This is a genomic window from Caldibacillus sp. 210928-DFI.2.18 (assembly GCF_020554505.1).
Lineage (GTDB): Bacteria > Bacillota > Bacilli > Bacillales > Caldibacillaceae > Caldifermentibacillus > Caldifermentibacillus hisashii.
Window position 1 is genome coordinate 1 of sequence record NZ_JAJCHL010000007.1, and the last position, 21,954, is coordinate 21,954.

The 21,954-nt window shown below is 36.5% G+C and carries 27 protein-coding genes; all 27 read left to right on the plus strand.

The window, feature by feature from the left end:
• The first annotated feature begins 347 nt into the window (after positions 1 to 347).
• Positions 348 to 1,244 (plus strand): tyrosine recombinase XerC, encoded by an 897-nt coding sequence (gene xerC, locus LIZ98_RS02960; RefSeq protein WP_034769757.1) that lies wholly within the window; start codon positions 348 to 350, stop codon positions 1,242 to 1,244.
• 18 nt (positions 1,245 to 1,262) lie between these two features.
• Positions 1,263 to 1,805 (plus strand): ATP-dependent protease subunit HslV, encoded by a 543-nt coding sequence (gene hslV, locus LIZ98_RS02965; protein WP_095141134.1) that lies wholly within the window; start codon positions 1,263 to 1,265, stop codon positions 1,803 to 1,805.
• A gap of 39 nt (positions 1,806 to 1,844) precedes the next feature.
• Complete coding sequence (gene hslU / locus LIZ98_RS02970; RefSeq protein ID WP_034769865.1) at positions 1,845 to 3,254, plus strand: ATP-dependent protease ATPase subunit HslU; 1,410 nt, start codon at positions 1,845 to 1,847, stop codon at positions 3,252 to 3,254.
• 77 nt (positions 3,255 to 3,331) lie between these two features.
• Complete coding sequence (gene codY / locus LIZ98_RS02975) at positions 3,332 to 4,108, plus strand: GTP-sensing pleiotropic transcriptional regulator CodY (RefSeq protein WP_034769761.1); 777 nt, start codon at positions 3,332 to 3,334, stop codon at positions 4,106 to 4,108.
• A gap of 352 nt (positions 4,109 to 4,460) precedes the next feature.
• The gene (gene flgB, locus LIZ98_RS02980) at positions 4,461 to 4,862 is read left to right on the plus strand and encodes a flagellar basal body rod protein FlgB (protein ID WP_227138984.1); all 402 of its coding nucleotides are present in this window, start codon (positions 4,461 to 4,463) and stop codon (positions 4,860 to 4,862) included.
• Between the two features lie 2 nt (positions 4,863 to 4,864).
• The gene (gene flgC, locus LIZ98_RS02985) at positions 4,865 to 5,308 is read left to right on the plus strand and encodes a flagellar basal body rod protein FlgC (protein WP_255601984.1); all 444 of its coding nucleotides are present in this window, start codon (positions 4,865 to 4,867) and stop codon (positions 5,306 to 5,308) included.
• A 72-nt stretch (positions 5,309 to 5,380) separates the two neighbouring features.
• The gene (fliE, locus tag LIZ98_RS02990; protein ID WP_227091227.1) at positions 5,381 to 5,674 is read left to right on the plus strand and encodes a flagellar hook-basal body complex protein FliE; all 294 of its coding nucleotides are present in this window, start codon (positions 5,381 to 5,383) and stop codon (positions 5,672 to 5,674) included.
• Positions 5,675 to 5,730: 56 nt separating this feature from the next.
• A complete protein-coding gene (gene fliF / locus LIZ98_RS02995) occupies positions 5,731 to 7,329 on the plus strand; it encodes a flagellar basal-body MS-ring/collar protein FliF (protein WP_227138983.1) in 1,599 nt (532 codons plus the stop codon).
• Between the two features lie 12 nt (positions 7,330 to 7,341).
• Complete coding sequence (gene fliG, locus LIZ98_RS03000) at positions 7,342 to 8,352, plus strand: flagellar motor switch protein FliG (protein WP_108897930.1); 1,011 nt, start codon at positions 7,342 to 7,344, stop codon at positions 8,350 to 8,352.
• Complete coding sequence (gene fliH / locus LIZ98_RS03005; protein WP_227138982.1) at positions 8,345 to 9,106, plus strand: flagellar assembly protein FliH; 762 nt, start codon at positions 8,345 to 8,347, stop codon at positions 9,104 to 9,106. The genes fliG and fliH overlap by 8 nt, the downstream gene beginning before the upstream one ends.
• On the plus strand, positions 9,103 to 10,425 hold the full coding sequence (gene fliI / locus LIZ98_RS03010; RefSeq protein ID WP_227138981.1) for a flagellar protein export ATPase FliI: 1,323 nt from the start codon (positions 9,103 to 9,105) through the stop codon (positions 10,423 to 10,425). The genes fliH and fliI overlap by 4 nt, the downstream gene beginning before the upstream one ends.
• Positions 10,422 to 10,862, plus strand: a complete 441-nt coding sequence (gene fliJ, locus LIZ98_RS03015) for a flagellar export protein FliJ (RefSeq protein ID WP_227138980.1) — start codon at positions 10,422 to 10,424, stop codon at positions 10,860 to 10,862. The genes fliI and fliJ overlap by 4 nt, the downstream gene beginning before the upstream one ends.
• 7 nt (positions 10,863 to 10,869) lie before the next feature.
• On the plus strand, positions 10,870 to 11,472 hold the full coding sequence (locus LIZ98_RS03020; protein ID WP_227138979.1) for a MotE family protein: 603 nt from the start codon (positions 10,870 to 10,872) through the stop codon (positions 11,470 to 11,472).
• A 30-nt stretch (positions 11,473 to 11,502) separates the two neighbouring features.
• Positions 11,503 to 12,867 (plus strand): flagellar hook-length control protein FliK, encoded by a 1,365-nt coding sequence (locus LIZ98_RS03025; RefSeq protein WP_227138978.1) that lies wholly within the window; start codon positions 11,503 to 11,505, stop codon positions 12,865 to 12,867.
• Positions 12,868 to 12,875: 8 nt separating this feature from the next.
• Entirely contained in the window at positions 12,876 to 13,514 is a 639-nt protein-coding gene (flgD, locus tag LIZ98_RS03030) for a flagellar hook assembly protein FlgD (protein ID WP_108897933.1), read from the plus strand.
• A 54-nt stretch (positions 13,515 to 13,568) separates the two neighbouring features.
• Positions 13,569 to 13,943, plus strand: coding sequence for a TIGR02530 family flagellar biosynthesis protein (locus LIZ98_RS03035; RefSeq protein WP_034769779.1), 375 nt, complete (start codon positions 13,569 to 13,571; stop codon positions 13,941 to 13,943).
• An 83-nt stretch (positions 13,944 to 14,026) separates the two neighbouring features.
• Complete coding sequence (gene flgG / locus LIZ98_RS03040) at positions 14,027 to 14,860, plus strand: flagellar basal body rod protein FlgG (protein ID WP_108897934.1); 834 nt, start codon at positions 14,027 to 14,029, stop codon at positions 14,858 to 14,860.
• A gap of 120 nt (positions 14,861 to 14,980) precedes the next feature.
• Entirely contained in the window at positions 14,981 to 15,211 is a 231-nt protein-coding gene (locus tag LIZ98_RS03045) for a flagellar FlbD family protein (protein ID WP_041848578.1), read from the plus strand.
• Complete coding sequence (gene fliL, locus LIZ98_RS03050) at positions 15,195 to 15,617, plus strand: flagellar basal body-associated protein FliL (protein ID WP_041848577.1); 423 nt, start codon at positions 15,195 to 15,197, stop codon at positions 15,615 to 15,617. Before LIZ98_RS03045 ends, fliL begins: the two co-directional genes overlap by 17 nt.
• Positions 15,618 to 15,686: 69 nt before the next feature.
• On the plus strand, positions 15,687 to 16,688 hold the full coding sequence (gene fliM, locus LIZ98_RS03055; RefSeq protein WP_108897935.1) for a flagellar motor switch protein FliM: 1,002 nt from the start codon (positions 15,687 to 15,689) through the stop codon (positions 16,686 to 16,688).
• Positions 16,678 to 17,889, plus strand: a complete 1,212-nt coding sequence (gene fliY, locus LIZ98_RS03060) for a flagellar motor switch phosphatase FliY (protein WP_108897936.1) — start codon at positions 16,678 to 16,680, stop codon at positions 17,887 to 17,889. The genes fliM and fliY overlap by 11 nt, the downstream gene beginning before the upstream one ends.
• A gap of 18 nt (positions 17,890 to 17,907) precedes the next feature.
• Entirely contained in the window at positions 17,908 to 18,270 is a 363-nt protein-coding gene (locus tag LIZ98_RS03065; RefSeq protein WP_108897937.1) for a response regulator, read from the plus strand.
• A 94-nt stretch (positions 18,271 to 18,364) separates the two neighbouring features.
• On the plus strand, positions 18,365 to 19,048 hold the full coding sequence (locus LIZ98_RS03070; RefSeq protein WP_152032344.1) for a flagellar biosynthetic protein FliO: 684 nt from the start codon (positions 18,365 to 18,367) through the stop codon (positions 19,046 to 19,048).
• On the plus strand, positions 19,045 to 19,710 hold the full coding sequence (gene fliP, locus LIZ98_RS03075; RefSeq protein ID WP_108897939.1) for a flagellar type III secretion system pore protein FliP: 666 nt from the start codon (positions 19,045 to 19,047) through the stop codon (positions 19,708 to 19,710). Before LIZ98_RS03070 ends, fliP begins: the two co-directional genes overlap by 4 nt.
• Positions 19,711 to 19,724: 14 nt before the next feature.
• Positions 19,725 to 19,994 (plus strand): flagellar biosynthesis protein FliQ, encoded by a 270-nt coding sequence (gene fliQ, locus LIZ98_RS03080; RefSeq protein ID WP_041903233.1) that lies wholly within the window; start codon positions 19,725 to 19,727, stop codon positions 19,992 to 19,994.
• A gap of 4 nt (positions 19,995 to 19,998) precedes the next feature.
• Positions 19,999 to 20,772 (plus strand): flagellar biosynthetic protein FliR, encoded by a 774-nt coding sequence (gene fliR, locus LIZ98_RS03085; RefSeq protein ID WP_041846597.1) that lies wholly within the window; start codon positions 19,999 to 20,001, stop codon positions 20,770 to 20,772.
• 76 nt (positions 20,773 to 20,848) lie between these two features.
• Positions 20,849 to 21,925, plus strand: coding sequence for a flagellar biosynthesis protein FlhB (flhB, locus tag LIZ98_RS03090; RefSeq protein ID WP_227138976.1), 1,077 nt, complete (start codon positions 20,849 to 20,851; stop codon positions 21,923 to 21,925).
• Positions 21,926 to 21,954: the final 29 nt, after the last annotated feature.

Sequence of the window (21,954 nt, forward strand, 5' to 3'; positions counted from 1 at the left end):
ATTGCGGGGCGCTCCAGTTTGTACGTCGCTAAGCGGGCGCTCTGCGCTTTTCTTACTTATAAGTTTTTTATGGATTCTAATTCATTAAAATAATGGTTTGCTTTCCCTTTCAAAAAACTTTCAAAATTTAACGGTTATTATAGATTTTTTTTATGGACAAAATATATATATGTGTGTAATAATGTTCAATGTTGCGTGTTGTCGAAAATTGACTCATTATCTGCTGAAATTGAAAACTTCTTTACAGCGTGAGGCTTTTCAGAAATTTATGAATAAATCGTGAACACCTATTGCAATATTCAAAAATTTATGGTAGTATGAAGTAGCCACCTAAAGAGGTGAAACGGATGGAAAATGTAAATTTATTGCTTAAGGAGTTCATCGAATATTTGCAGCTGGAAAAAAATTACTCACAACTCACGATCGACAGTTATGAACATGAATTGAAAACTTTTTTCATGTTCATGGATGAACAAGCTATTCCAAGCATTAATGAGGTTACCCATCAAGATGCACGTTTATATTTAACCAAATTATTTGAGCAACGATTTGCAAAGAAAACGATTTCTCGAAAAATTTCAAGCATCCGTTCCTTCTTTAAGTTTTTAATGAGAGAATCTAAAGTAGACACGAATCCTTTTGCTCAAGTTTCCTTACCAAAATTGGAAAAAAAGCTTCCTGACTTCTTTTACGAAGAAGAACTTGAAGTTCTTTTTCAATCCGTTGACTGCTCAACACCAGCTGGTCAAAGGGACAAAGCTCTGCTGGAAATCATATATGCTACAGGTATACGCGTAAGTGAATGTGCGGGGATTAAGCTTAGTGATTTAGACCAACATTTATCGATTCTTCTTGTAAAAGGAAAAGGAAATAAAGAGCGCTATGTACCGTATGGAAAATTTGCCAATCAAGCAATTCACGAATATATTGAATATGGTCGTAAAAAACTGATGGGTAAACAAAACCATCCGTATCTTTTTGTGAACCAAAAGGGTACTCCCCTTACAGCAAGAGGTATTCGATATATTTTTGATGAAATGATCAAACAATCAGGAATGAATAAACATATTCATCCACATATGATCAGACATTCTTTTGCAACCCATTTATTGAACCGTGGCGCGGATTTACGAACGGTTCAAGAATTGCTCGGCCATTCTTCCATATCGTCTACTCAGACATATACACATCTTACAAAAGAGCATTTAAAAAAAACTTATCTTGCACATCATCCGCGTGCTTGAGTAAAAGGAGGCATGGGAGTGGAACAATTTCACGCAACAACTATTTTCGCCATTCATCATAATGGCAAGGGTGCAATGGCTGGTGATGGTCAGGTAACTTTAGGGAACTCCGTTGTAATGAAACATACAGCTAGAAAAGTGCGGAGACTTTATGGCGGCAAAGTATTGGCAGGTTTTGCCGGCTCAGTCGCTGATGCATTCACTCTTTTTGAAATGTTTGAAGGAAAATTAGAAGAATTTAACGGGAACTTGCAAAGAGCCGCAGTGGAATTGGCGAAACTTTGGAGGAGTGACCGGGTATTACGAAAGTTGGAAGCAATGCTCATTGTCATGGATAAAAAAGAAATGCTACTTATATCGGGCACAGGTGAAGTGATTGAACCTGATGATGATATTCTAGCAATTGGGTCCGGTGGAAATTATGCATTGGCTGCTGGAAGAGCGCTAAAACAATTTGCCGGTGAAAGTCTGTCAGCTAAAGAAATTGCAAAAGCGTCCTTAGAGATCGCTGCAAACATTTGTGTTTTTACAAATGGAAACATTATTGTTGAAGAGATTTAACGACGGGGTTCATTTAAGGAGTGAAACAAAATGGTTGAAATGAAAAAGTCTATTGAATTAACTCCGCGGCAAATAGTCGAGAGGTTAGATCAATTTATCGTTGGTCAAACGGCGGCAAAAAGAGCTGTAGCCATTGCACTACGTAATCGATACCGAAGAAGTTTATTGCCTGACAAAATTCGTGATGAGATTATTCCAAAAAATATTTTAATGATTGGTCCGACCGGTGTTGGTAAAACGGAAATAGCAAGAAGAATTGCCAAATTGGTAAAAGCGCCGTTCGTAAAGGTTGAAGCGACTAAGTTTACAGAAGTAGGCTATGTTGGACGTGATGTCGAATCCATGGTTCGTGACCTAGTGGAAACGAGCGTACGGTTAGTGAAACAAGAAATGATGCTACAAGTAAAAGAAAAAGCAGAAGAAAATGCAAATAATCGTCTTGTCGACATTCTCGTTCCATCCGGCAAAAAAGAAACGAATTTTAAAAACCCGTTTGAAATGTTGTTTGGTAATAGCAGTCAACCGAATCAAGAGGAACAGTTGAAAAATGATTCAGATGAATTAAACAGAGCTGAAAAGAGAAGATTGATCCGGGAAAAACTTGCGAATGGTGAATTAGAAGAGGAAATTGTTACCATCGAAATCGAAGAACAACAACCTTCCATGTTTGATATGTTTCAGGGGACCGGCATTGAACAGATGGGTATGAATATGCAGGATGCTCTAACTAGCCTGTTACCTAAAAAGAAAAAGAAAAGAAAACTGCCGGTAAAAGACGCACGAAAAATATTAATTAATGAGGAAGCAAACAAACTTATTGATATGGATGAGGTTATCCAAGAAGCAATTTTCCGTGCTGAACAAACCGGTATCATCTTCATTGATGAAATTGATAAAATTACCAGCAAAAGTTCAAATAATTCAGCTGACGTTTCCAGGGAAGGTGTACAGCGGGATATTTTACCAATTGTTGAAGGTTCAACCGTTGTAACGAAATATGGTCCGGTAAAAACGGATCACATATTATTTATTGCAGCAGGTGCGTTCCATACGGCAAAACCATCGGACTTGATCCCTGAGTTACAGGGAAGATTTCCAATCCGTGTTGAGCTCAATAAATTACTAATTGAAGATTTCATTCGGATTCTTGTTGAGCCGAATAATGCCATTATCAAACAATATGTTGCATTATTGGAAACAGAAGGTATAAAAATAGAATTTTCTGACGATGCTATTCATAGAATTGCTGAAGTTGCATTTGAAGTAAATCAACAAACAGATAATATTGGAGCAAGAAGATTACATACAATCATGGAAAAATTACTTGAGGATCTCTCATTTGAGGCTCCTGAGATTTCGCTGGAGAAAATTGTAATAAATGCCCAATATGTTGACGAAAAACTTGAAGTTATCGTAAAAGATAAGGATTTAAGTCGATTTATTCTCTAGCAGTGCTTCAACACCTGCAATTTAGCAATGTCGAAATAATATTCAAAGCAAAATTCAAATTATTAGGAGGAAGAATAATGGAACTATTATCAAGAACAAGAAAGATTAATGCAATGTTACAAAGCGCAGGAGCAAAACCAGTTAACTTTAAGGAAATGTCGGAAACCTTATGTGAAGTTATTGATGCAAATGTGTTTATCGTAAGCAGAAGAGGAAAATTATTAGGATATGCCATTACCGAGCAAATTGAAAACGATCGAATGAAACAAATGTTAGAAGATCGTCAATTCCCGGAAGAATATACAAAGAGTTTATTCAATGTTATTGAAACAACAGCAAACATAGATGTAAACAGTGAATACACTGCATTTCCAGTCGAAAATAAAGAACTATTTAATACAGGTTTAACGACTATTGTACCAATTAACGGCGGTGGCGAGAGATTGGGAACATTGATTCTTTCCCGTTTAGGTCGTGAATTTAATAATGATGATCTGCTTTTAGCTGAATATGGTGCTACTGTTGTCGGTATGGAAATTTTACGTGAAAAATCGGAAGAAATTGAAGAAGAAGCACGTAGTAAAGCAGTTGTGCAAATGGCAATCAGTTCACTTTCTTATAGTGAATTAGAAGCAATTGAACATATTTTTGAAGAATTAAACGGAAAAGAAGGTCTACTTGTCGCATCGAAAATTGCCGACCGAGTAGGAATTACCCGTTCAGTCATCGTCAATGCATTGAGAAAATTAGAAAGTGCCGGTGTCATCGAATCTCGTTCTTTAGGTATGAAAGGTACGTTTATTAAAGTATTGAACGATAAGTTTTTAGAAGAACTTGAAAAAGTTAGATCATAATAAATAAATGAATGTATGAAAGAGTGCGGCCATGCCTAGTTCTTTTTTCACAGGACAATTATGCTCCTAGTGGATGAGAGCAGGAAGATGGTCGCACTTTTTCTTTTTGAAATTTTTGTCACAATAGAAGGAAAATTACTATGATATGTCGAATAATAAAAAACAATGTCATTTTTTTAGTAATAATGGCATGATTTTTTTGTTCACATAGGAAAAATAGGGAGAATTACCTATGAATATATTGGGACCTCTTATAGACATTATCTACATTACGATTTAAAATAGATGAAGAATGCGAAATTTGTCGTATATATGTGTTTTATGTCAATTTGATGACAAGGAGTAGACTGGGATGAAAATATTTTCTGATACAATTTCTATTTTGGGTCAAGCACTGGATTACTCAACAACAAAACAAAAAGTTATTTCGCAAAATATTGCCAATGTTGACACGCCAAATTATAAGGCACAAGAGGCATTACCATTTAAAACAGTATTAAAAAATGAGTTAAAAAATACAAAACACTTATCTGCACAAATAACAAACAATAAACATATACCCTTCTCACCTTCAGAAAATGGAACTGTAACAATTGTAAAAAATAATATCCAATATAATGAAAGCGGCAATAGTGTCGATGTCGATCAAGAAATGACAAAATTGGCGGAAAACCAAATTTATTACAATGCGTTAATCGATAGAATAAGCGGGAAGTTTCAAACGCTCCAATCGGTTATTAAGGGAGGCAAATAAAATTGTTTTCAGGTCTGAACATTACTTCCAGTGCATTGACAGCACAAAGATTACGGATGGATGTAATATCGTCAAATATTGCCAATATTGACTCTACCCGTGCAGAATACGTAAATGGCAATTGGGTTCCTTATCGCCGGAAAATGGTTGTTCTGGAACCAAAGGGTGAACAATTTTCAACTTTATTAAATAAGGCGATGAATAAAGATACGGTAACCTCGGGTGTAAAAGTTTCAAGAATTGTAGAAGACGAAACACCTTATAAACTTGTTTTTAACCCTGAACATCCTGATGCAAATGAAAATGGTTATGTACAGATGCCAAATGTGGATCCTTTAAAGGAAATGGTTGATTTAATTAGTGCAACAAGATCTTACGAAGCGAATGTTACCGTCTTTAATGCTTCAAAATCTATGTTAGTCAAAGCATTGGACATTGGAAAATAGAATATGGTGAATGAATGATAGATACATAGTTTTCGATAGTAAAATCTAATATAGGAGGTGTTACTGTTGGCAATCAACCCGATTTCTTTGAATGTCGGTGCTGTTTCGGAGGCGAATCAATCGGCAGTTACTCCGTATAAAGCACAAAAAACATTCTCGAGTTTTTTAAAGGATGCCATTAATCAAGTAAATGATGCTCAAATACAGTCTGACAACTTAACAAAGAAAATGGCTTTAGGAGAAAACGTAGAATTGCATGATGTTATGATTGCTTCCCAAAAGGCTTCCATTACATTACAAGCAACAATGGAAGTACGTAATAAAGTAGTTGAAGCTTACCAAGAAATTATGAGAATGCAAGTCTAAAAAGCAAAAGATATTTGAGGTACTTTAATTAAAAATCACTGTTCGGAGAGAGATAGATGAAAGAAACGTTGCAAAACACAATAGAGAAAATAAAAAATAATTGGCAGGGGAAAACAAAACGTCATAAGTTCCTTTTGATCGGTTCAATTATTTTATTTATTATAATTGTTTCTGTTCTTGTTTTTTTTACTACGAGAACAACGATGGTTCCTTTATACAGTAATCTCACTCCAGCAGAAACAGGGAGCATAAAAGAGGCGCTAGATGCAAAAGGGATTCGATCTGAAATTACAGATGGCGGTACGACAATAAACGTACCTAAAGAATCTGTTAACACATTACTTGTGGAACTGGCGGCAGAAGGAATTCCTAAAACAGGCAGTATCGATTACTCATTTTTTAGTGAAAACGCCGGGCTTGGCATGACAGATAATGAGTTTGATGTCATGAAATTGGATGCTATGCAAACCGAGCTGGCCAACTTGATTAAAAGCATTGACGGAATTAAAGATGCAAATGTCATGATTACCCTTCCGGAAAATGGCATCTTCGTCAAGGACCAAAATGAAGAAGCTTCCGCATCAATTGTGTTAACAACAGAATCCGGATACGATTTTTCGGAAGGACAAATTAAAGCATTGTATACACTTGTATCAAAATCAGTACCAAACCTTCCTACTGATAATATCGTCATCATGGATCAAAATTTTGAGTACTATGACTTAGAAAATGCAAAAAATTCTTCAAATGGAACAGATTTACAAAATCAATTTGCTGTTAAAAAAGAAATAGAACGTGATATACAACGGCAGGTTCAGAGCATGCTGGGTACGTTGATGGGTCAAAATAAAGTAGCTGTATCGGTGACGGCCGATATCGACTTTACACAAGAGAGCCGTGAAGAAAACCTAGTCGAACCTGTTGATGAAGAAAATATGGAAGGAATTGCTGTCAGCGCTCAACGAATCAGTGAAACATACACAGGTGAAAATGCTGCAAACGGTGGCGTTCCACAAGCAGAAGATACCGGAGATACTTTGACCGGTTATACGGAAGGAACAACAGGTAATGGGGATTACGAAAAAACGGAAGAAACGATCAATTATGAAGTGAATAAAATCCGTAAAGAAATTGTTGAAAGTCCTTTTAAAATTCGCGACTTGGGAATCCAAGTGATTGTTGAACCGCCAAATGCCAAAAATCCCGATTCTGTTTCGACGGAGGTAGAGCAAGCAATTCAGGATATGTTAAGCACAATTGTCCGCACCTCAATTGATAAATCCGATAATAACGGTAATTTGACCGATGCGGATATTGAAAATAAAATTTCTGTCACTTTCCAACCGTTATTAGGAAAAGCGACGAATCCAAGTCAAACAGCAAAAAATAGTTTTCCTGTTTTGGGTTATATCATCATCGGTATTCTGGCACTTGTGATTATTGTTTTACTCATTTTGTTTTTACGTAAACGACGGGAAGAACTAGAGGTTGAAGAAGAAGTTATTGAAACAAAACAAGAACCGCTATATGTTCCGGATTTAAATGAACCGAAAGAAACAGAAGAAATGATTAGAAAGAACCAAATTGAAAAGATGGCAAAAGAAAAACCAGATGAATTTGCCAAACTAATACGTACATGGCTTTCTCAAGAGTAAGGAGGTGATTTTTTGGCTGAAAAAAAAGAATTGACCGGAAAACAAAAAGCCGCTATCCTTCTCATCTCGCTTGGTCCCGACGTATCAGCATCTGTTTATAAATATTTAACAGAGGAAGAAATTGAAAAATTAACATTGGAAATTTCCACGATAAAAAATGTTACAGCTGATAAGAAAGAAGAAGTTATTGAGGAATTCCATAATCTTGCCTTAGCTCAAGATTATATTTCCCAAGGCGGGATCGGCTATGCAAAAATGATACTAGAGAAAGCTTTAGGAAGTGAGCAGGCAACAGCCATACTCAATCGTTTGACTTCAGCATTACAAGTGAGACCGTTTGATTTTGCCAGAAAAGCGGATCCAAATCAAATATTAAATTTTATTCAAAATGAGCACCCGCAAACGATCGCATTAATCCTTTCCTATTTAGACGCTAACCAGGCAGCAACCATTTTATCCAATTTACCTGAGGAAATGCAGGCGGATGTTGCTAGGAGAATAGCTTTAATGGACAGCACATCACCGGAAGTAATTTATGAGGTAGAACAAATATTGGAACAAAAACTTTCCGCAACATTTACGCATGATTATACGCAAACCGGTGGTATAGAGGCGATTGTGGAAGTATTAAACGGTGTCGATCGGGCGACAGAGAGAACAATACTCGAAGGTTTGGAAAAGAAAGATCCTGAGCTGGCAGAAGAAATTAAGAAACGGATGTTTGTCTTTGAAGATATTGTCACTCTTGATAATCGTGCTATTCAAATGATTATTCGAGATTGCGAAAATGAAGACTTACTGCTTGCACTAAAAGTCGCCAGTGATGAAGTGAAAGAAATCATCTTTCGAAATATGTCAACACGGATGCGTGATACATTTAAAGAAGAACTTGAGATTATGGGGCCTGTCCGTTTACGTGATGTTGAGGAGGCGCAAGGAAGGATCGTTTCGATCATTCGTGGACTGGAAGAGGCAGGAGAAATCGTTATTGTTCGTGGGGGAGGAGATGATATCATTGTCTAACGTTATTAAAAGAACCTATACAGATGAAATGGAAGAAAAAATAACGATCCGTTTATTGACAATGAATCGTTCAAGACAACCACATGAAGAAACAGACGGATCCATTCAATCTCTTCAAAATAATGAACAAATCGAAAAGGCTACTAAAGAAGCAAATTTAATTGTTGAACGTGCAAATCAAGAAGCAGATCAAATTCGCCGGCAAATAGAAAAAGAAAAGCGGTTATTTGCCGAGGAAAAAGAGAAAATTTACCAACAAGCGCATCATGAAGGTTATTCAAAAGGAATTCAACTTGGTCAAGAAAAAGGTTATCGTGAAGTGGAAGAACTTATTCAATTTGCTAAGTCCATTGTTGATGAGGCAAAGATTGAATACCAAAATTGTGTCGGTAAATCCGAACAAACAATCTTGACTTTAAGTCTTAAAGTTGCTGAAAAAATTCTTTGCTCAAGTTTACATGAAAATGAAGAAAGGTTTTTACCGTTAGTAAAAAAGGCAATTGATGAAGTGAAAAATTATAAAGAGATTCAAATTTATGTAAATCCGAGCCGTTATGCCTTACTTGTCAACAAAAGAGATGAACTTTTGCCTCATTTTCATGATGGACAACTATATATTTATCCTGACGAAAATTTATCAGAAACGAGCTGTATAATTGAAACGGATGGATTACGGATGGATGTCGGTCTTGATACCCAACTCCGGGAAATAAAAAAGAAATTGTTTGAACTATTCATTGGTGATGAAGAATGAAAGCAATCGATTTAGTACATCATCTTGCAACCATTGATACTTACAAACGATACGGCCGGGTTAAACAAGTTGTGGGAATCATGATTGAATCAAAAGGACCCACTTGTTCGATTGGCGATATTTGTTACATTTATCCGAAAAGCGGCTCAGGGAAGAAAAAAATATTAGGAGAGGTCGTCGGATTTAAAGACGAAAATGTCTATATTATGCCTTTTACAACGGTAAGTGATATTGCTCCGGGCTGGTTGGTAGAAAGTACGGAAAAACCTTTGGATATTAAAGTAGGGGATGCATTGATAGGGAATGTACTTGATTCCATGGGAAAACCGTTGGATGGTTCGCTCCTCCCTGATAATTTACGTAGCTGGCCAACTGAACGAAAACCTCCCAATCCGCTTCATCGGCCGCCAATTACGAAACCGTTAGAAGTTGGTGTTCGTTCCATTGACGGCTTATTAACGATTGGAAAAGGGCAACGAATCGGTATTTTTGCAGGTAGTGGTGTTGGGAAAAGTACATTGCTGGGGATGATTGCCCGAAATACAAAAGCAGACTTAAATGTAATAGCATTAATCGGTGAACGAGGTAGGGAAGTTCGAGAATTTATTGAACATGATCTCGGTCCAGAAGGGTTAAAACGTTCGATTGTAGTGGCAGCGACAAGTGATCAACCTGCCTTGATGAGAATTAAAGGTGCGTATACTGCAACGGCAATAGCAGAATATTATCGCGACAAAGGTTTAGATGTGATGCTGATGATGGATTCCGTCACCCGGATTGCGATGGCACAAAGAGAAGTAGGACTGGCAACCGGTGAACCTCCGGCAACGAAAGGATACACACCCTCTGTCTTTTCCATGTTGCCCATTTTACTGGAACGGACCGGTACTAATGCAAATGGATCCATTACGGCGATTTACACCGTACTCGTTGATGGTGATGATTTTAATGAACCAATTGCGGATACTGTTCGTGGGATATTGGACGGACATATTGTATTAGACAGAAATTTAGCTAATAAAGGGCAATACCCTGCCATCAATATCTTGAAAAGTATCAGTAGATTAATGAACTCTTTAGTTACTAGAGAGCATGTTGATGCCGCCAACCGTTTTAGAGATTTATTAAATACGTATGAACAATCGGAGGATTTAATCAACATAGGTGCTTATAAAAAGGGCTCTTCAAAGGAAATCGATAAAGCCATTGAGTATTATCCAAAAATCATTTCATATTTAAAACAACGAACGGATGAAAAAATTTCAATGGAAGAAAGTATTACTTTATTAAATAAACTTTTCGCAGGTGATTATCAGTGAAATTCACATTTAAACTGGAAAAACTTTTAGACTTGCGTGAAAAAGAAAAAGAAGAGCAGGTATTTATGTATGAAAAAGCCATCCGTAAGTTTGAAGATGTCGCAGAAAAACTTTATCAATTATTGAAGAAAAAGGAAGATATTGAAGAACAGCAATTAAAAAAAATTGAATCCGGGGTCAGTATCCAGGAAATTCGTTTAGGACAACATTATTTATTAAATTTACAAAAAGAAATTGACAGCTACCAACAATTAGTCTTTCATGCCCGCAAACATATGCAGGAAGAGGAACAACGCCTGATTGAAAAAAATATTGAAGTTAAAAAAATGGAAAAGATGAAAAGCAAAGAATACGAAAAATTTCTCCATTTTCTGGATGTGGAAGATCGTAAAGTAATGGACGAAATTTCTATGCAAATCGTGGCGAGGGAGAAGTAATGTCACAATGAGAGAGGAAAATAAAACAATGGAAGAAAACAAATCGGGAATTTTAAAGAAGCTATTTTATTTTGTCATCATCCCTTTTTTGCTCATTCTAACCATTGTTCTCATTATATCCACAGTTTCGGGATTGAATATTTTTCAGGAAGCAGCAAAAATACCTGTCATTGGAAGTTTGTTTTCCAGTAAGGATATGGCAACCACTTCAATAGAAGAATATGATCAGCAAATCAATAAACTTCAGGCCCAATTAAAAAATCAGGAAAAAAAAGTTGAAGATTTGCAGTCGGAATTAGAAAAGAAAGACCAAGAAATAGCAACTTTACAAGAAGAGAAGAAAAATTTTGAAACGAACCAAAATAACCAAGCAGAGCCGGGAAATGAAAATGCAAATGGACAAAATGAAACAGATACGCAATGGAATGAAGTTATCAAAACATATGAAAAGATGAAACCACAAAGTGCCGCAAATATTTTGGCACAAATGGATGAAACAACAGCGCTTAATATTATGACCGATTTAAAAGAGGATACATTGGCACGGATTCTGGAAAAAATGCCGGTAGAAAAGGCCGCCAATTTCACCGCTAAATTAGCTAATCAATAAAACTATGTAAACTTGAAAGGAGGTGAAAACATGATCAGTGTCTCGGGCAATTCGCAAGTTTTATTAACAAATCCGCAACAAAATCATGACCCGCTAGTTAGCCAAGAGGGACAAGTCGGCAGTTTTGAACAGTTACTGGCTTTGTTTGCAAATCATTTACTTGAGGAAAATGCCAACCAAGGAAAGAATGTTAACCAAGGACAGAATATAAACCAAGGAGAACTAGCTTTACTTGAAGGATTAGGCCATCCGGAAGCAAGTAAAGATGATTCGTTAAATTTGGAAAAGCTATTGGAACTTACTGGTATTGACGCAGGTGATTTATTAACTTCCATCCAGAATATTCTCGGTTTTTTACTTAAAGAAACGAAGGATAATGGAACAGAAGACGAACAGATTCAAGAACAAATTCAACAACTTTTGGAAGAGGTAAATAAAGATCAAGGAAATCTTCAAGGTTTCGTTAATCTTTTGCAATTCCTGAACCAATTTGATTTTACTCAAGTGGTTCACTTAGATCAAAGTCAAAGTTTCACAAATGTGGTTAAGACCGCGGCTGTTCTCTATCAACTCATGAATGATAATAAACATCCCGGCAACCTGCTTACACAAGAACAGGAAAAGATAATAAAAACCTTTTATCAAACTTTACAAGCAGATATGAAAAAATCGGCTGTATTGCAAGAAGCTTTTGCTAAGTTGGTTACAGATAAGAAGGTTGAAGATCTTTCGGTGTTTAGAAGTAAACAGCCCTATTTAACGATTCGGAACGTTGATATGAAAAGTTCCGGAGATGCACCATCATCGCATATGGTCAATAACAATGAAGTGATTGATGTCAGTGAACTGCCAAAATTTGGATCAGATGAAACCGGTCAAAATCAACAATTATCAGGAAAGCCAATAGAAGCGGGAACTGTCCAAACTCCTAACACAAGTGGATCGCTTCAATTATTGGAAGGGAACAAGCCGGTCACGATGGAACGTTTTATAAAAGATTTTGAAACACTTTTAGCCAAAAGTAAATTTTACCAAAACGGTCAAGTACAAAAGTTGACTATCCAGTTAAAGCCAGAACATTTAGGCACATTAAAAATTGAACTCATTCAACAGCATAATGAACTTGTTGCAAAGATTATTTCGTCAACGACAAGTGCTAGAGAGTTATTAGAGTCGCAATCTCAAGCATTAAAACAAGCACTCGTGCAGCAAAATATCCCAATTAATCGGATTGATTTTCTTGATGATATTCAGCAGGAAAGATTTAATCATCAACAGCCTAACCAAAATAATGATCAACGTGGATATCAACAACATGAAGAAAAAAAAGATGAACAAAATAATGAAGATTTCATGGAAACTTTTAAGGCAACACTATTAAATTATGAAATTTAGGTGATTTCATGACGAATACTATAGATTCAAGTTATTATTTATCAAATGCCAAACAGAGTTCTACAAATAATAATACATTGGGAAAAGATGCATTTTTAAAGTTATTGGTAACCCAATTGCAAAACCAGGACCCGTTAAATCCAATGCAAGACCGTGAATTTATTGCCCAGATGGCAACCTTTTCCCAGCTCGAACAAATGATAACAATGAATCAGTCGATGGAAGAGTTAATTTCCGTTCAAAAGGAACAGCAAATGCTTTCTTACCAATCTTTACTTGGAATGGAAGTAAAATGGGACAAAATCACTTATCGTAACGATGATAAAGCTGAACCAATTACCGAAAGCGGGACAGGAATCATTACTTCAATCAAATTTACCGGTGATGGTGTGAAATTGTATTTGAAAGACGGTACAGAATTAGCACCTAGTAATATTTCAGGGGTGTCGGTTCAAGAAAAGGGGAATCAACTTGCCAATGCAAGCAATCTCATAGGAAAAAAGGTTTCTTGGGAAGAAAAAGGTGAACTGCAATATGCCATCGTTCAAGCAGTAAGTCAAAAAGACAGGCAAATTTTTTATCAAGTAAATGATCAAACAGGAACGAAATTGACAATCGACCAAATTCTTTCAATCATGGTTGCTTAGGCGATCTTGAAAAATGATTCTCTGGAAATTAATCTGGAGTCAGGGGTTGATGAAATGCAAATAAGAAATACATTTATTCCACCAATTGGTATCCAAAAATTGAATACAGAAAACAAAAGTAGAACGACAAATACGAATTTTGCCGACCATTTGCAAGAGGCGATAAAAAATGATACCAATTTAACCATTAGCAAACATGCGAAAACACGCATCGAACAAAGAAATATAGAAATTAGCTCGGAAGATTGGAAGAAAATTAGTGAAAAAGTAACCGAGGCGAAACAAATGGGTGTCAATGAATCATTAGTTCTTTTAGACCATGCGGCTTTAATTGTCAGTGCAAAAAATCAAACGGTTATTACTGCAATGGACCGTAGTGAGACCAACTCACAAATTTTCACTAATATCAATGGAACCATTATTATATAGACCGGCCGGACCTTCAAAAGGAAAGCCGAGCCTTGCTGATTGACTGAAGCAGGCAATTTGAAAATTGAAGGGAGAATGTATTTATGCTTAGATCAATGTACTCAGGAATATCCGGTATGAAAAACATGCAAATCAAATTGGACGTAATCGGAAATAATATTGCGAATGTAAACACTTTTGGATTCAAAAAAGGTCGGATTACTTTCAAAGATGCAATGTATCAAACAATCGGTTCAGCTTCCGGGGGAACTGCTACCCGAGGGGGAATTAACGCAAAACAAGTTGGTTTAGGTTCCGAAATTGCTTCGATTGATACGATTCATACGGAAAGCAGTATGCAAAACACAAGTCGTCCACTAGATTTGGCGATTACCAATGGAGATGGCTATTTTGTCGTCAATGATGGCGGACAAGATTACTTTACCCGTGCAGGAAACTTTTATATCGATGAAACCGGCTTATTAGTAAATTCGGACGGCTTCAGAGTACAAGGGTTTAATCCTGAGACAAATGCAAGAGGAGATATTACAATCCCAAAACAAATTGATGAAGGAGGTAACTCCGTTGGGCTGCAAAGTATCAGCATTTCCCAAACCGGTGAAATTATTGCCCAGTATGAAAATGGAACAGTAAATACAATTAGTAATATCGCATTAGCAAGATTCAGCAATGCGGAAGGTCTCGACAAAGCCGGAGGAAACTTATATCAAAGTTCACCGAATTCCGGTGATCCTCAATTTGGAATTGGCGGTGGCTCATACGGTACAGTTGTTTCCGGTAAACTGGAAATGTCTAACGTTGATCTTTCCGAGGAGTTTACAGAAATGATTGTTGCCCAACGTGGTTTTCAAGCCAATTCCCGGATCATTACGACTTCAGATGAAATTCTTCAAGAACTGGTTAACTTAAAACGTTAACCAATAATTGAACGAAGCTGATTATATAATCTGGGAGGAATGCCGGGGAAAATCATGGTCTCCGGTCCCCTCCTTGATAACTATAAACAGATTTTATTTTAGAAAAGTTTGGTGATTGTTTTGATAAAGTTAACAAGGTTAAATGGGAATACCTTTTATTTAAATGCTTTCTTAATTGAAACGGTCGAATCGTTTCCTGATACAACGGTCCTTTTGACAAATGGAAAAAGGTATGTTGTAAGAGAAGATGTCGAGACGCTCGTTTCTTTAACAAAACAATTTTATCGGGATATCCGGATGATTACAATAGATCAACGGAAGGAGGAAACCGGTCTTGAAAAAAACAGTTAGACTGCTCCTGATATTTATGTCGGTTGTAATCATTGCTCTTGCTGTTGGTCTTTACTATTTTTTTATGAAAGGAACTGAGGCTGCGGGTGGCAAGCCGACAGCAGATGAAATAGTAGAGAATTCAGTAGAAATCCCTGAAATTACAACAAATTTGTTAAACGGTGATTATATTCGTATCTCTTTTACGATTCAAACGGATGGTAAAAAAGCGAAAGAAGAATTAGAAAAGCGAAACTTTCAAGTGGAAAATGTGATAATAAAAAAATTATCCGGTTTAGAAGCGAAAGATTTGGAAGGGACGGAAGGGAAAGTAAAATTGGAAAAGGACTTAAAAGAAAGTTTGAGTGAATTTATGGAGGAAGGTAAAATCATCCAAGTTTACATTACCTCGACAATCATCCAATGAATCTATTAATATCCTATAGCAAAATTTATAACTTCATTGAAAAATATCTGATGGCTGGAGGTGACAAACTTGCCATCCGGTGAGATACTTTCCCAAAGTGAAATCGATGCGTTACTTTCTGCTTTATCTACTGGTGAAGTAAATGCAGAAGAAATCAAAAAAGAAGAAGAAGAAAAAAAGATTCGTACTTACGATTTCAAACGGGCGCTCCGTTTTTCAAAAGAACAAATTCGCAGTTTAACGAGAATTCATGATAATTTAGCCCGACTTTTAACCACTCATTTCTCGGCAAAACTGCGGACGTATGTTCATGTTGAAGTCGCAAGTGCCGATCAAATTCCATACGAAGAGTTTGTTCGGTCCATTCCGAAAATGACCGTTTTATATTTATATGAAGTTCCTCCACTAGAGGGAAGATTATTGATAGAGATTAATCCAAATATTGCTTATGCCATGCTTGACCGGATTTTAGGCGGAATGGGAACAAGTATAAATAAAATTGACCAATTAACTGATATTGAAACGAAAATTATGACGAATTTATTTGAAAATGCTTTTGAACAATTACAGGAGGCATGGAGTACTGTTACACATATTAATCCTGTCTTACAAAGCTTTGAAGTAAATCCGCAATTTTTACAAATGGTTTCTCCTAATGAGACGGTTGTTGTCATTTCTTTAAATACAGTAATTGGAGAAACGAGCGGGATGATTAATATTTGTATTCCTCATATTGTGTTGGAACCAATTATCTCAAAATTATCGGTTTCTTATTGGATGCAAACAGAAAAAAAACAAGCAGAGCCGGAAAAACTTCTTGTCCTAAAAAGACATTTAAAACATACTCAATTACCGGTTATTGCTGAATTAGGTCAGTCGGAAATAACGATTGAGGAATTTTTAAATTTAACGGAAGGTGACTGTATTGAATTGAATAGAAAAATAGACCAACCGATAATCATAAAGGTGGAAGGAAAGCCGAAATTTTTAGCACAGCCTGGAAAACTAAATAATAAATTGGCTGTCCAAATACTTGAAGAATTGAAGGAGGGAGATGAGAATGATGAATGATGGAATGCTCTCCCAGGAAGAAATCGATGCTTTATTAAATGGAACAAAAGATACAGAAGAAGATACCCAATCACATTCGTCAGATGAAGAGGAAATTTTATCTCCCGTGGAAAAAGATGCCTTAGGGGAGATCGGTAATATATCATTCGGGAGTTCTGCAACAGCCCTTTCAACCTTGTTAAATCAAAAGGTGGAAATCACAACTCCTCATGTTTCCGTAATAAGGAAAAATCAGTTGGTTGAAGAATTTCCAAAACCTTATGTTGCCATTGCCGTCAACTACACAACCGGATTCCTTGGTTCAAATTTGTTGGTGATTAATCAATATGATGCCAGTGTCATCGCAGACTTAATGTTAGGCGGAACCGGACGGGATGTTGATTCGGAAATTGGTGAATTGCAACTGAGTGCCGTTCAAGAAGCGATGAACCAAATGATGGGAAGTGCAGCAACGAGCATGTCGACCATTTTTCATAAACGGGTCGAAATTTCACCGCCAATTGTTGATTTATTAAATATCCCGGAAGGAAAAGGAACAGACAGTTTACCACCGGATGACTACATGGTTAAAGTTTCTTTTCGCTTAATCGTTGGGGATTTAATCAATTCTTCTATTATGCAACTATTACCGCTTCCTTTTGCAAAAAGCTTGGTATCTGATTTAATGCATGTTTCAGCCAAAGAAGCATCAGCAACAGTAATGGTTGATGACGTTACGGATTTAGAGCAAAAAGAAGAAATGTCTCAGCAGGTACCTAATCCGATGTACGGAAATACAGGGGGAGAAACTCCATTGCATTCTTACCAAGAGGAGTCACACTTGCAAAGGGACCCGGTAACATTTGGACATGCCGGACATTTGGAAACGGACGAGCGGAAAAAACATGTACAACCGGCAGTGTTTTCCGATTTTTCGCCAGTTCATACAACCGAAGAAGAAAGCAGAAATTTACAAATGTTGTTTGATATTCCTTTACAAGTGACTGTTGAATTGGGAAGAACAACAAAAGTAGTGAAAGAGATACTGGAATTGTCATCAGGTTCAATAATTGAATTGGATAAATTAGCCGGGGAGCCGGTAGATATATTTGTTAACGGTAAATTAATTGCCAAAGGTGAAGTAGTAGTCATTGAGGAAAATTTTGGTGTTCGGATCACTGATATTATTAGCCAATCCGACAGAATCAAAAACATGAAATAGTATCAGGGGAGGATTCTTATGTCTAAGAGAATACTGATTGTTGATGATGCAGCATTTATGAGAATGATGATTAAAGATATTTTGGTAAAAAACGGTTATGAAGTTGTAGGTGAAGCTAGCGATGGAGCACAAGCCGTTGAGAAATTTAAAGAACTTAATCCGGATCTTGTGACAATGGATATTACGATGCCTGAGGTGGATGGAATTGCTGCATTAAAACAAATTCGCGCAATTGATCCAAATGCAAAAGTCATTATGTGCTCAGCAATGGGGCAACAAGCTATGGTGATTGATGCCATTCAAGCCGGTGCAAAAGATTTCATCGTAAAACCTTTCCAAGCAGACCGTGTCTTGGAAGCTATTAAAAAGACATTATCTTAAATTGGAAAATAAAACCGTTATTCTCGATTCCAATAATGGTTATTTGAATATTTCATTGTTTCATTTTCTGAAAGTAGGTGGCAGCTCGAAAATTATGAATCGGATGAAAAGCGCCCTTTTAATCATTTTAATTATGACTTCATCCCTCTTCAATGTGGATGAAATGACTGTTCATGCAGAAAAAAATGTCGATGGTAGTGTCTATGAATATTTTCAGCAGCAGGATGAAGGAGCAGATCAAGAAAAGACCGAGAATAAATCGCTGCCCCCAAAAAATGAAACAGCTGAAGCTCCTTCGCAAAAAGTTGGTGTAACGGCATGGGATATCGTGAAGACCATTTTTATGTTGGTCATTGTTATTGGCATGTTATTTGGATTGTTGAAATGGCTGCAAAAGAAAAACAATGTATCCCCTTCTGTACAAACAATGAAAAATTTAGGCGGAACCAATTTAGGCGGGAATCGGTCTGTTCAAATGATTAAAGTGGGGAATTCAATTTTGGTGGTTGGTATCGGTGAAAATGTAGAGCTTTTAAAGGAGATTAATGATGAACAAGAAGTAAACATGATTATTGACCAATTTCATAACCGTATGGAGCAAATGGTCAAGCCCCAAGACATGATTTCAAAATTGACAGCTCATTTAAAGACAAAAAAAGAAAATGCCGAGGAAAATCAATCATTTAAAAAAGAATTGGAAAATCAATTGCATGGTATCGCCGAAAAGAGAAGGAAAGCATATGAAGAGAATGTGGAGAAAGGGTTTAAAGATAAATGAATGAGTTTATGTCTTTATTTAATAATAGTGACCCGGAAACAGTATCAACATCAGTAAAGCTGTTACTTCTCTTAACGGTTCTAACAATTGCACCAAGCATTTTAATCATGCTGACTTCTTTTACGAGAATTGTTATTGTACTATCATTTGTCAGAACGGGTCTCGGTACGCAACAAACTCCACCAAACCAAGTGATTATCGGGTTAAGTTTATTTATGACATTTTTTATTATGGCTCCGACGTTCAGTCAAGTAAATGATGAAGCACTAAAGCCTTTATTTAATAATGAAATCAATTTAGAAGAAGCCTATAGTAAAGCGGTAGTACCATTTAAAGAATTTATGAGTAAATATACGAGACAGGAAGATCTTGCGTTATTTTTAGAATATACCGGAGCGGAACCTCCCGAGTCGGTTGAGGACATACCGTTATCGGCATTGGTTCCGGCATTTACCATCAGTGAATTAAAAACTGCATTCCAGATTGGTTTTATGATCTTTATTCCATTTCTCGTCATTGATATGGTGGTTGCAAGTGTCCTTATGTCGATGGGGATGATGATGTTACCGCCGGTTATGATTTCACTGCCTTTTAAAATATTATTATTTGTTTTGGTAGATGGTTGGCATTTGGTTGTTAAATCATTGTTGCAAACTTTTTAAGTAGGTGAACATAGTTGACTAGTGAATCAGTAATTACATTGGCAGAACAAGGAATTTATACAATTTTAATTGTTTCGGGGCCGCTTCTCCTTATTGCATTGGTTGTCGGTTTAATTATTAGTATTTTCCAAGCGACCACGCAAATACAAGAACAAACATTAGCATTTGTTCCTAAAATCTTGGCGGTATTATTGGGAATGATTGTATTTGGACCTTGGATGGTCAGTCACATGGTTCAATATGCGGAAAATATCTTTTCAAATTTAACTAGATTTGTAGGTTGATTCAATGGAAGTGTTGCTTACTTCTATCCCTGTTTTTTTATTAGTCTTTATCCGAGTATTATCATTTTTTCTCGTTATACCGATTTTTTCATATCGAACCATCCCTGCTCGAGTGAAAATTGGTCTGGCTCTTTATCTTGCTTATGTTATCGTCTTTACAATTGATACCGATCCGATTGAGTTCGATATGCTATATATTCTTTTAGTTATAAAGGAAGCAATTGCCGGTATTGCACTGGGACTTATTGGTTACATTATTTTATCAGCTGTCCAAATTGCAGGTGGGTTTATCGACTTTCAAATGGGTTTTGCCATTGCCAATGTGATTGATCCGCAAACCGGGGCTCAAAGTCCGATTTTAGGACAATATCTATATATTTTTGCATTCCTATTCTTATTATCGGTTAACGGTCATCATTTATTAATAGATGGAATATATCAAAGTTATCAATTTATCCCGATTGATCAACCATTTTTACATTTTGGCGATGAAAACACAGTCAAATTGATTGGAAAAGTTTTCTCAGCGATGTTTATCATCGGTTTTCAAATGTCGGTTCCTGTTGTAGCCAGTCTGTTCTTGATTGATGTCGCTTTAGGTATCGTAGCGAGAACTGTTCCGCAAATGAATATTTTTGTCGTTGGCTTTCCTGTAAAAATTTTAGCAGGCATTATCATTCTTTTCATTGTTATGGGGACAATGATTTTTTCAGTCAAAAGTCTATTTGAACTATTGCTTTATTCATTGCGAGACTTGATGTCACTGCTTGGCGGCTAGCAAATAACTAATAGGAAACGGGCACAGTTTTTCACTTGTGTTTGGTCTGCTTGTTTTCATCAAAGGAAGATATCGAATGTTAAAAGTGGATTTGCAATTTTTTGCGGAAGAAAAAACGGAAAAAGCGACCCCGAAAAAGCGTCAAGATGTACGAAAAAAGGGTCAGACCGCGAAAAGTCAAGATGTCAATACAGCTATTATTTTACTGGCAGTCTTTTTTGTTCTTTTATTTACAGGTTCAAATATGCTGGAAGGTTTGAATCGCATTTTTTATCAAACATTTGAAGAATATGTGTTTCAAGAAGTGACAACGAATACGATTGAAACAATAACGCTGGATTTGTTTCAGGAAGTTTTCATGCTGGTGGGACCGGTTATGTTGGCGGGATTTATAGCCGCATTACTGGCCAATTATATTCAAGTCGGGTTTATTAGTACAACAGAACCTTTGAAAATGAAGTTGGAAAAAATCGATCCGATCAAAGGATTTAAAAGAATTTTTTCATTACGGGCTTTGGTTGAATTATTGAAATCAATTTTAAAAGTAGTCGTCATCGGTGCAATTGCTTTTGCTTTTTTATGGACACATTTGAAGGAAATTCTTGGCCTTATTTTTAAATCGGCAGGAGCAAGTTTATCAATTGTCGGTTCCATTACGGTAAAAATGGGTTTGTTTGCAACAGGGGGCCTGTTATTTTTGGCATTGCTAGATTATATGTATCAAAAATATGATTTCGAAAAAAGTATCCGTATGTCAAAACAAGATATTAAAGAAGAGTTTAAGAATACAGAAGGGGATCCGTTAATTAAGTCAAAAAGAAGACAGCGGCAAAGAGAAATTGCCTTTCATCGAATGATGCAGGAAATTCCGACCGCCGATGTCGTCATCACGAATCCTACCCACTATGCTGTTGCACTGAAATATGATGAGAATAAAATGGATGCACCTTTTGTTGTTGCCAAAGGTGTGGACTATTTGGCGCAAAAAATAAAATATGTTGCCAAAGAAAATGGGGTCGTCATGATTGAAAACCGGCCATTAGCCAGAAGTCTTTATCACCAAACTGAAATTGGCCAGGCAATACCGGAAGAATTTTTTAAAGCTGTTGCTGAAGTATTGGCTTATGTATACCGGTTGAAAAAGAAAGTATAACGAAATTGAAAATGATCGTTTTTTACTTA

Coding starts and splice junctions, on each gene's coding strand:
- xerC (WP_034769757.1), top strand. CDS start 348: ATGGAAAATGTAAATTTATTGCTTAAGGAGTTCATCGAATATTTGCAG.
- hslU (WP_034769865.1), top strand. CDS start 1,845: ATGAAAAAGTCTATTGAATTAACTCCGCGGCAAATAGTCGAGAGGTTA.
- codY (WP_034769761.1), top strand. CDS start 3,332: ATGGAACTATTATCAAGAACAAGAAAGATTAATGCAATGTTACAAAGC.
- flgB (WP_227138984.1), top strand. CDS start 4,461: ATGAAAATATTTTCTGATACAATTTCTATTTTGGGTCAAGCACTGGAT.
- fliF (WP_227138983.1), top strand. CDS start 5,731: ATGAAAGAAACGTTGCAAAACACAATAGAGAAAATAAAAAATAATTGG.
- fliI (WP_227138981.1), top strand. CDS start 9,103: ATGAAAGCAATCGATTTAGTACATCATCTTGCAACCATTGATACTTAC.
- LIZ98_RS03020 (WP_227138979.1), top strand. CDS start 10,870: ATGAGAGAGGAAAATAAAACAATGGAAGAAAACAAATCGGGAATTTTA.
- LIZ98_RS03025 (WP_227138978.1), top strand. CDS start 11,503: ATGATCAGTGTCTCGGGCAATTCGCAAGTTTTATTAACAAATCCGCAA.
- flgD (WP_108897933.1), top strand. CDS start 12,876: ATGACGAATACTATAGATTCAAGTTATTATTTATCAAATGCCAAACAG.
- LIZ98_RS03035 (WP_034769779.1), top strand. CDS start 13,569: ATGCAAATAAGAAATACATTTATTCCACCAATTGGTATCCAAAAATTG.
- flgG (WP_108897934.1), top strand. CDS start 14,027: ATGCTTAGATCAATGTACTCAGGAATATCCGGTATGAAAAACATGCAA.
- fliY (WP_108897936.1), top strand. CDS start 16,678: ATGATGAATGATGGAATGCTCTCCCAGGAAGAAATCGATGCTTTATTA.
- LIZ98_RS03065 (WP_108897937.1), top strand. CDS start 17,908: ATGTCTAAGAGAATACTGATTGTTGATGATGCAGCATTTATGAGAATG.
- LIZ98_RS03070 (WP_152032344.1), top strand. CDS start 18,365: ATGAATCGGATGAAAAGCGCCCTTTTAATCATTTTAATTATGACTTCA.
- fliP (WP_108897939.1), top strand. CDS start 19,045: ATGAATGAGTTTATGTCTTTATTTAATAATAGTGACCCGGAAACAGTA.
- fliR (WP_041846597.1), top strand. CDS start 19,999: ATGGAAGTGTTGCTTACTTCTATCCCTGTTTTTTTATTAGTCTTTATC.
- flhB (WP_227138976.1), top strand. CDS start 20,849: ATGTTAAAAGTGGATTTGCAATTTTTTGCGGAAGAAAAAACGGAAAAA.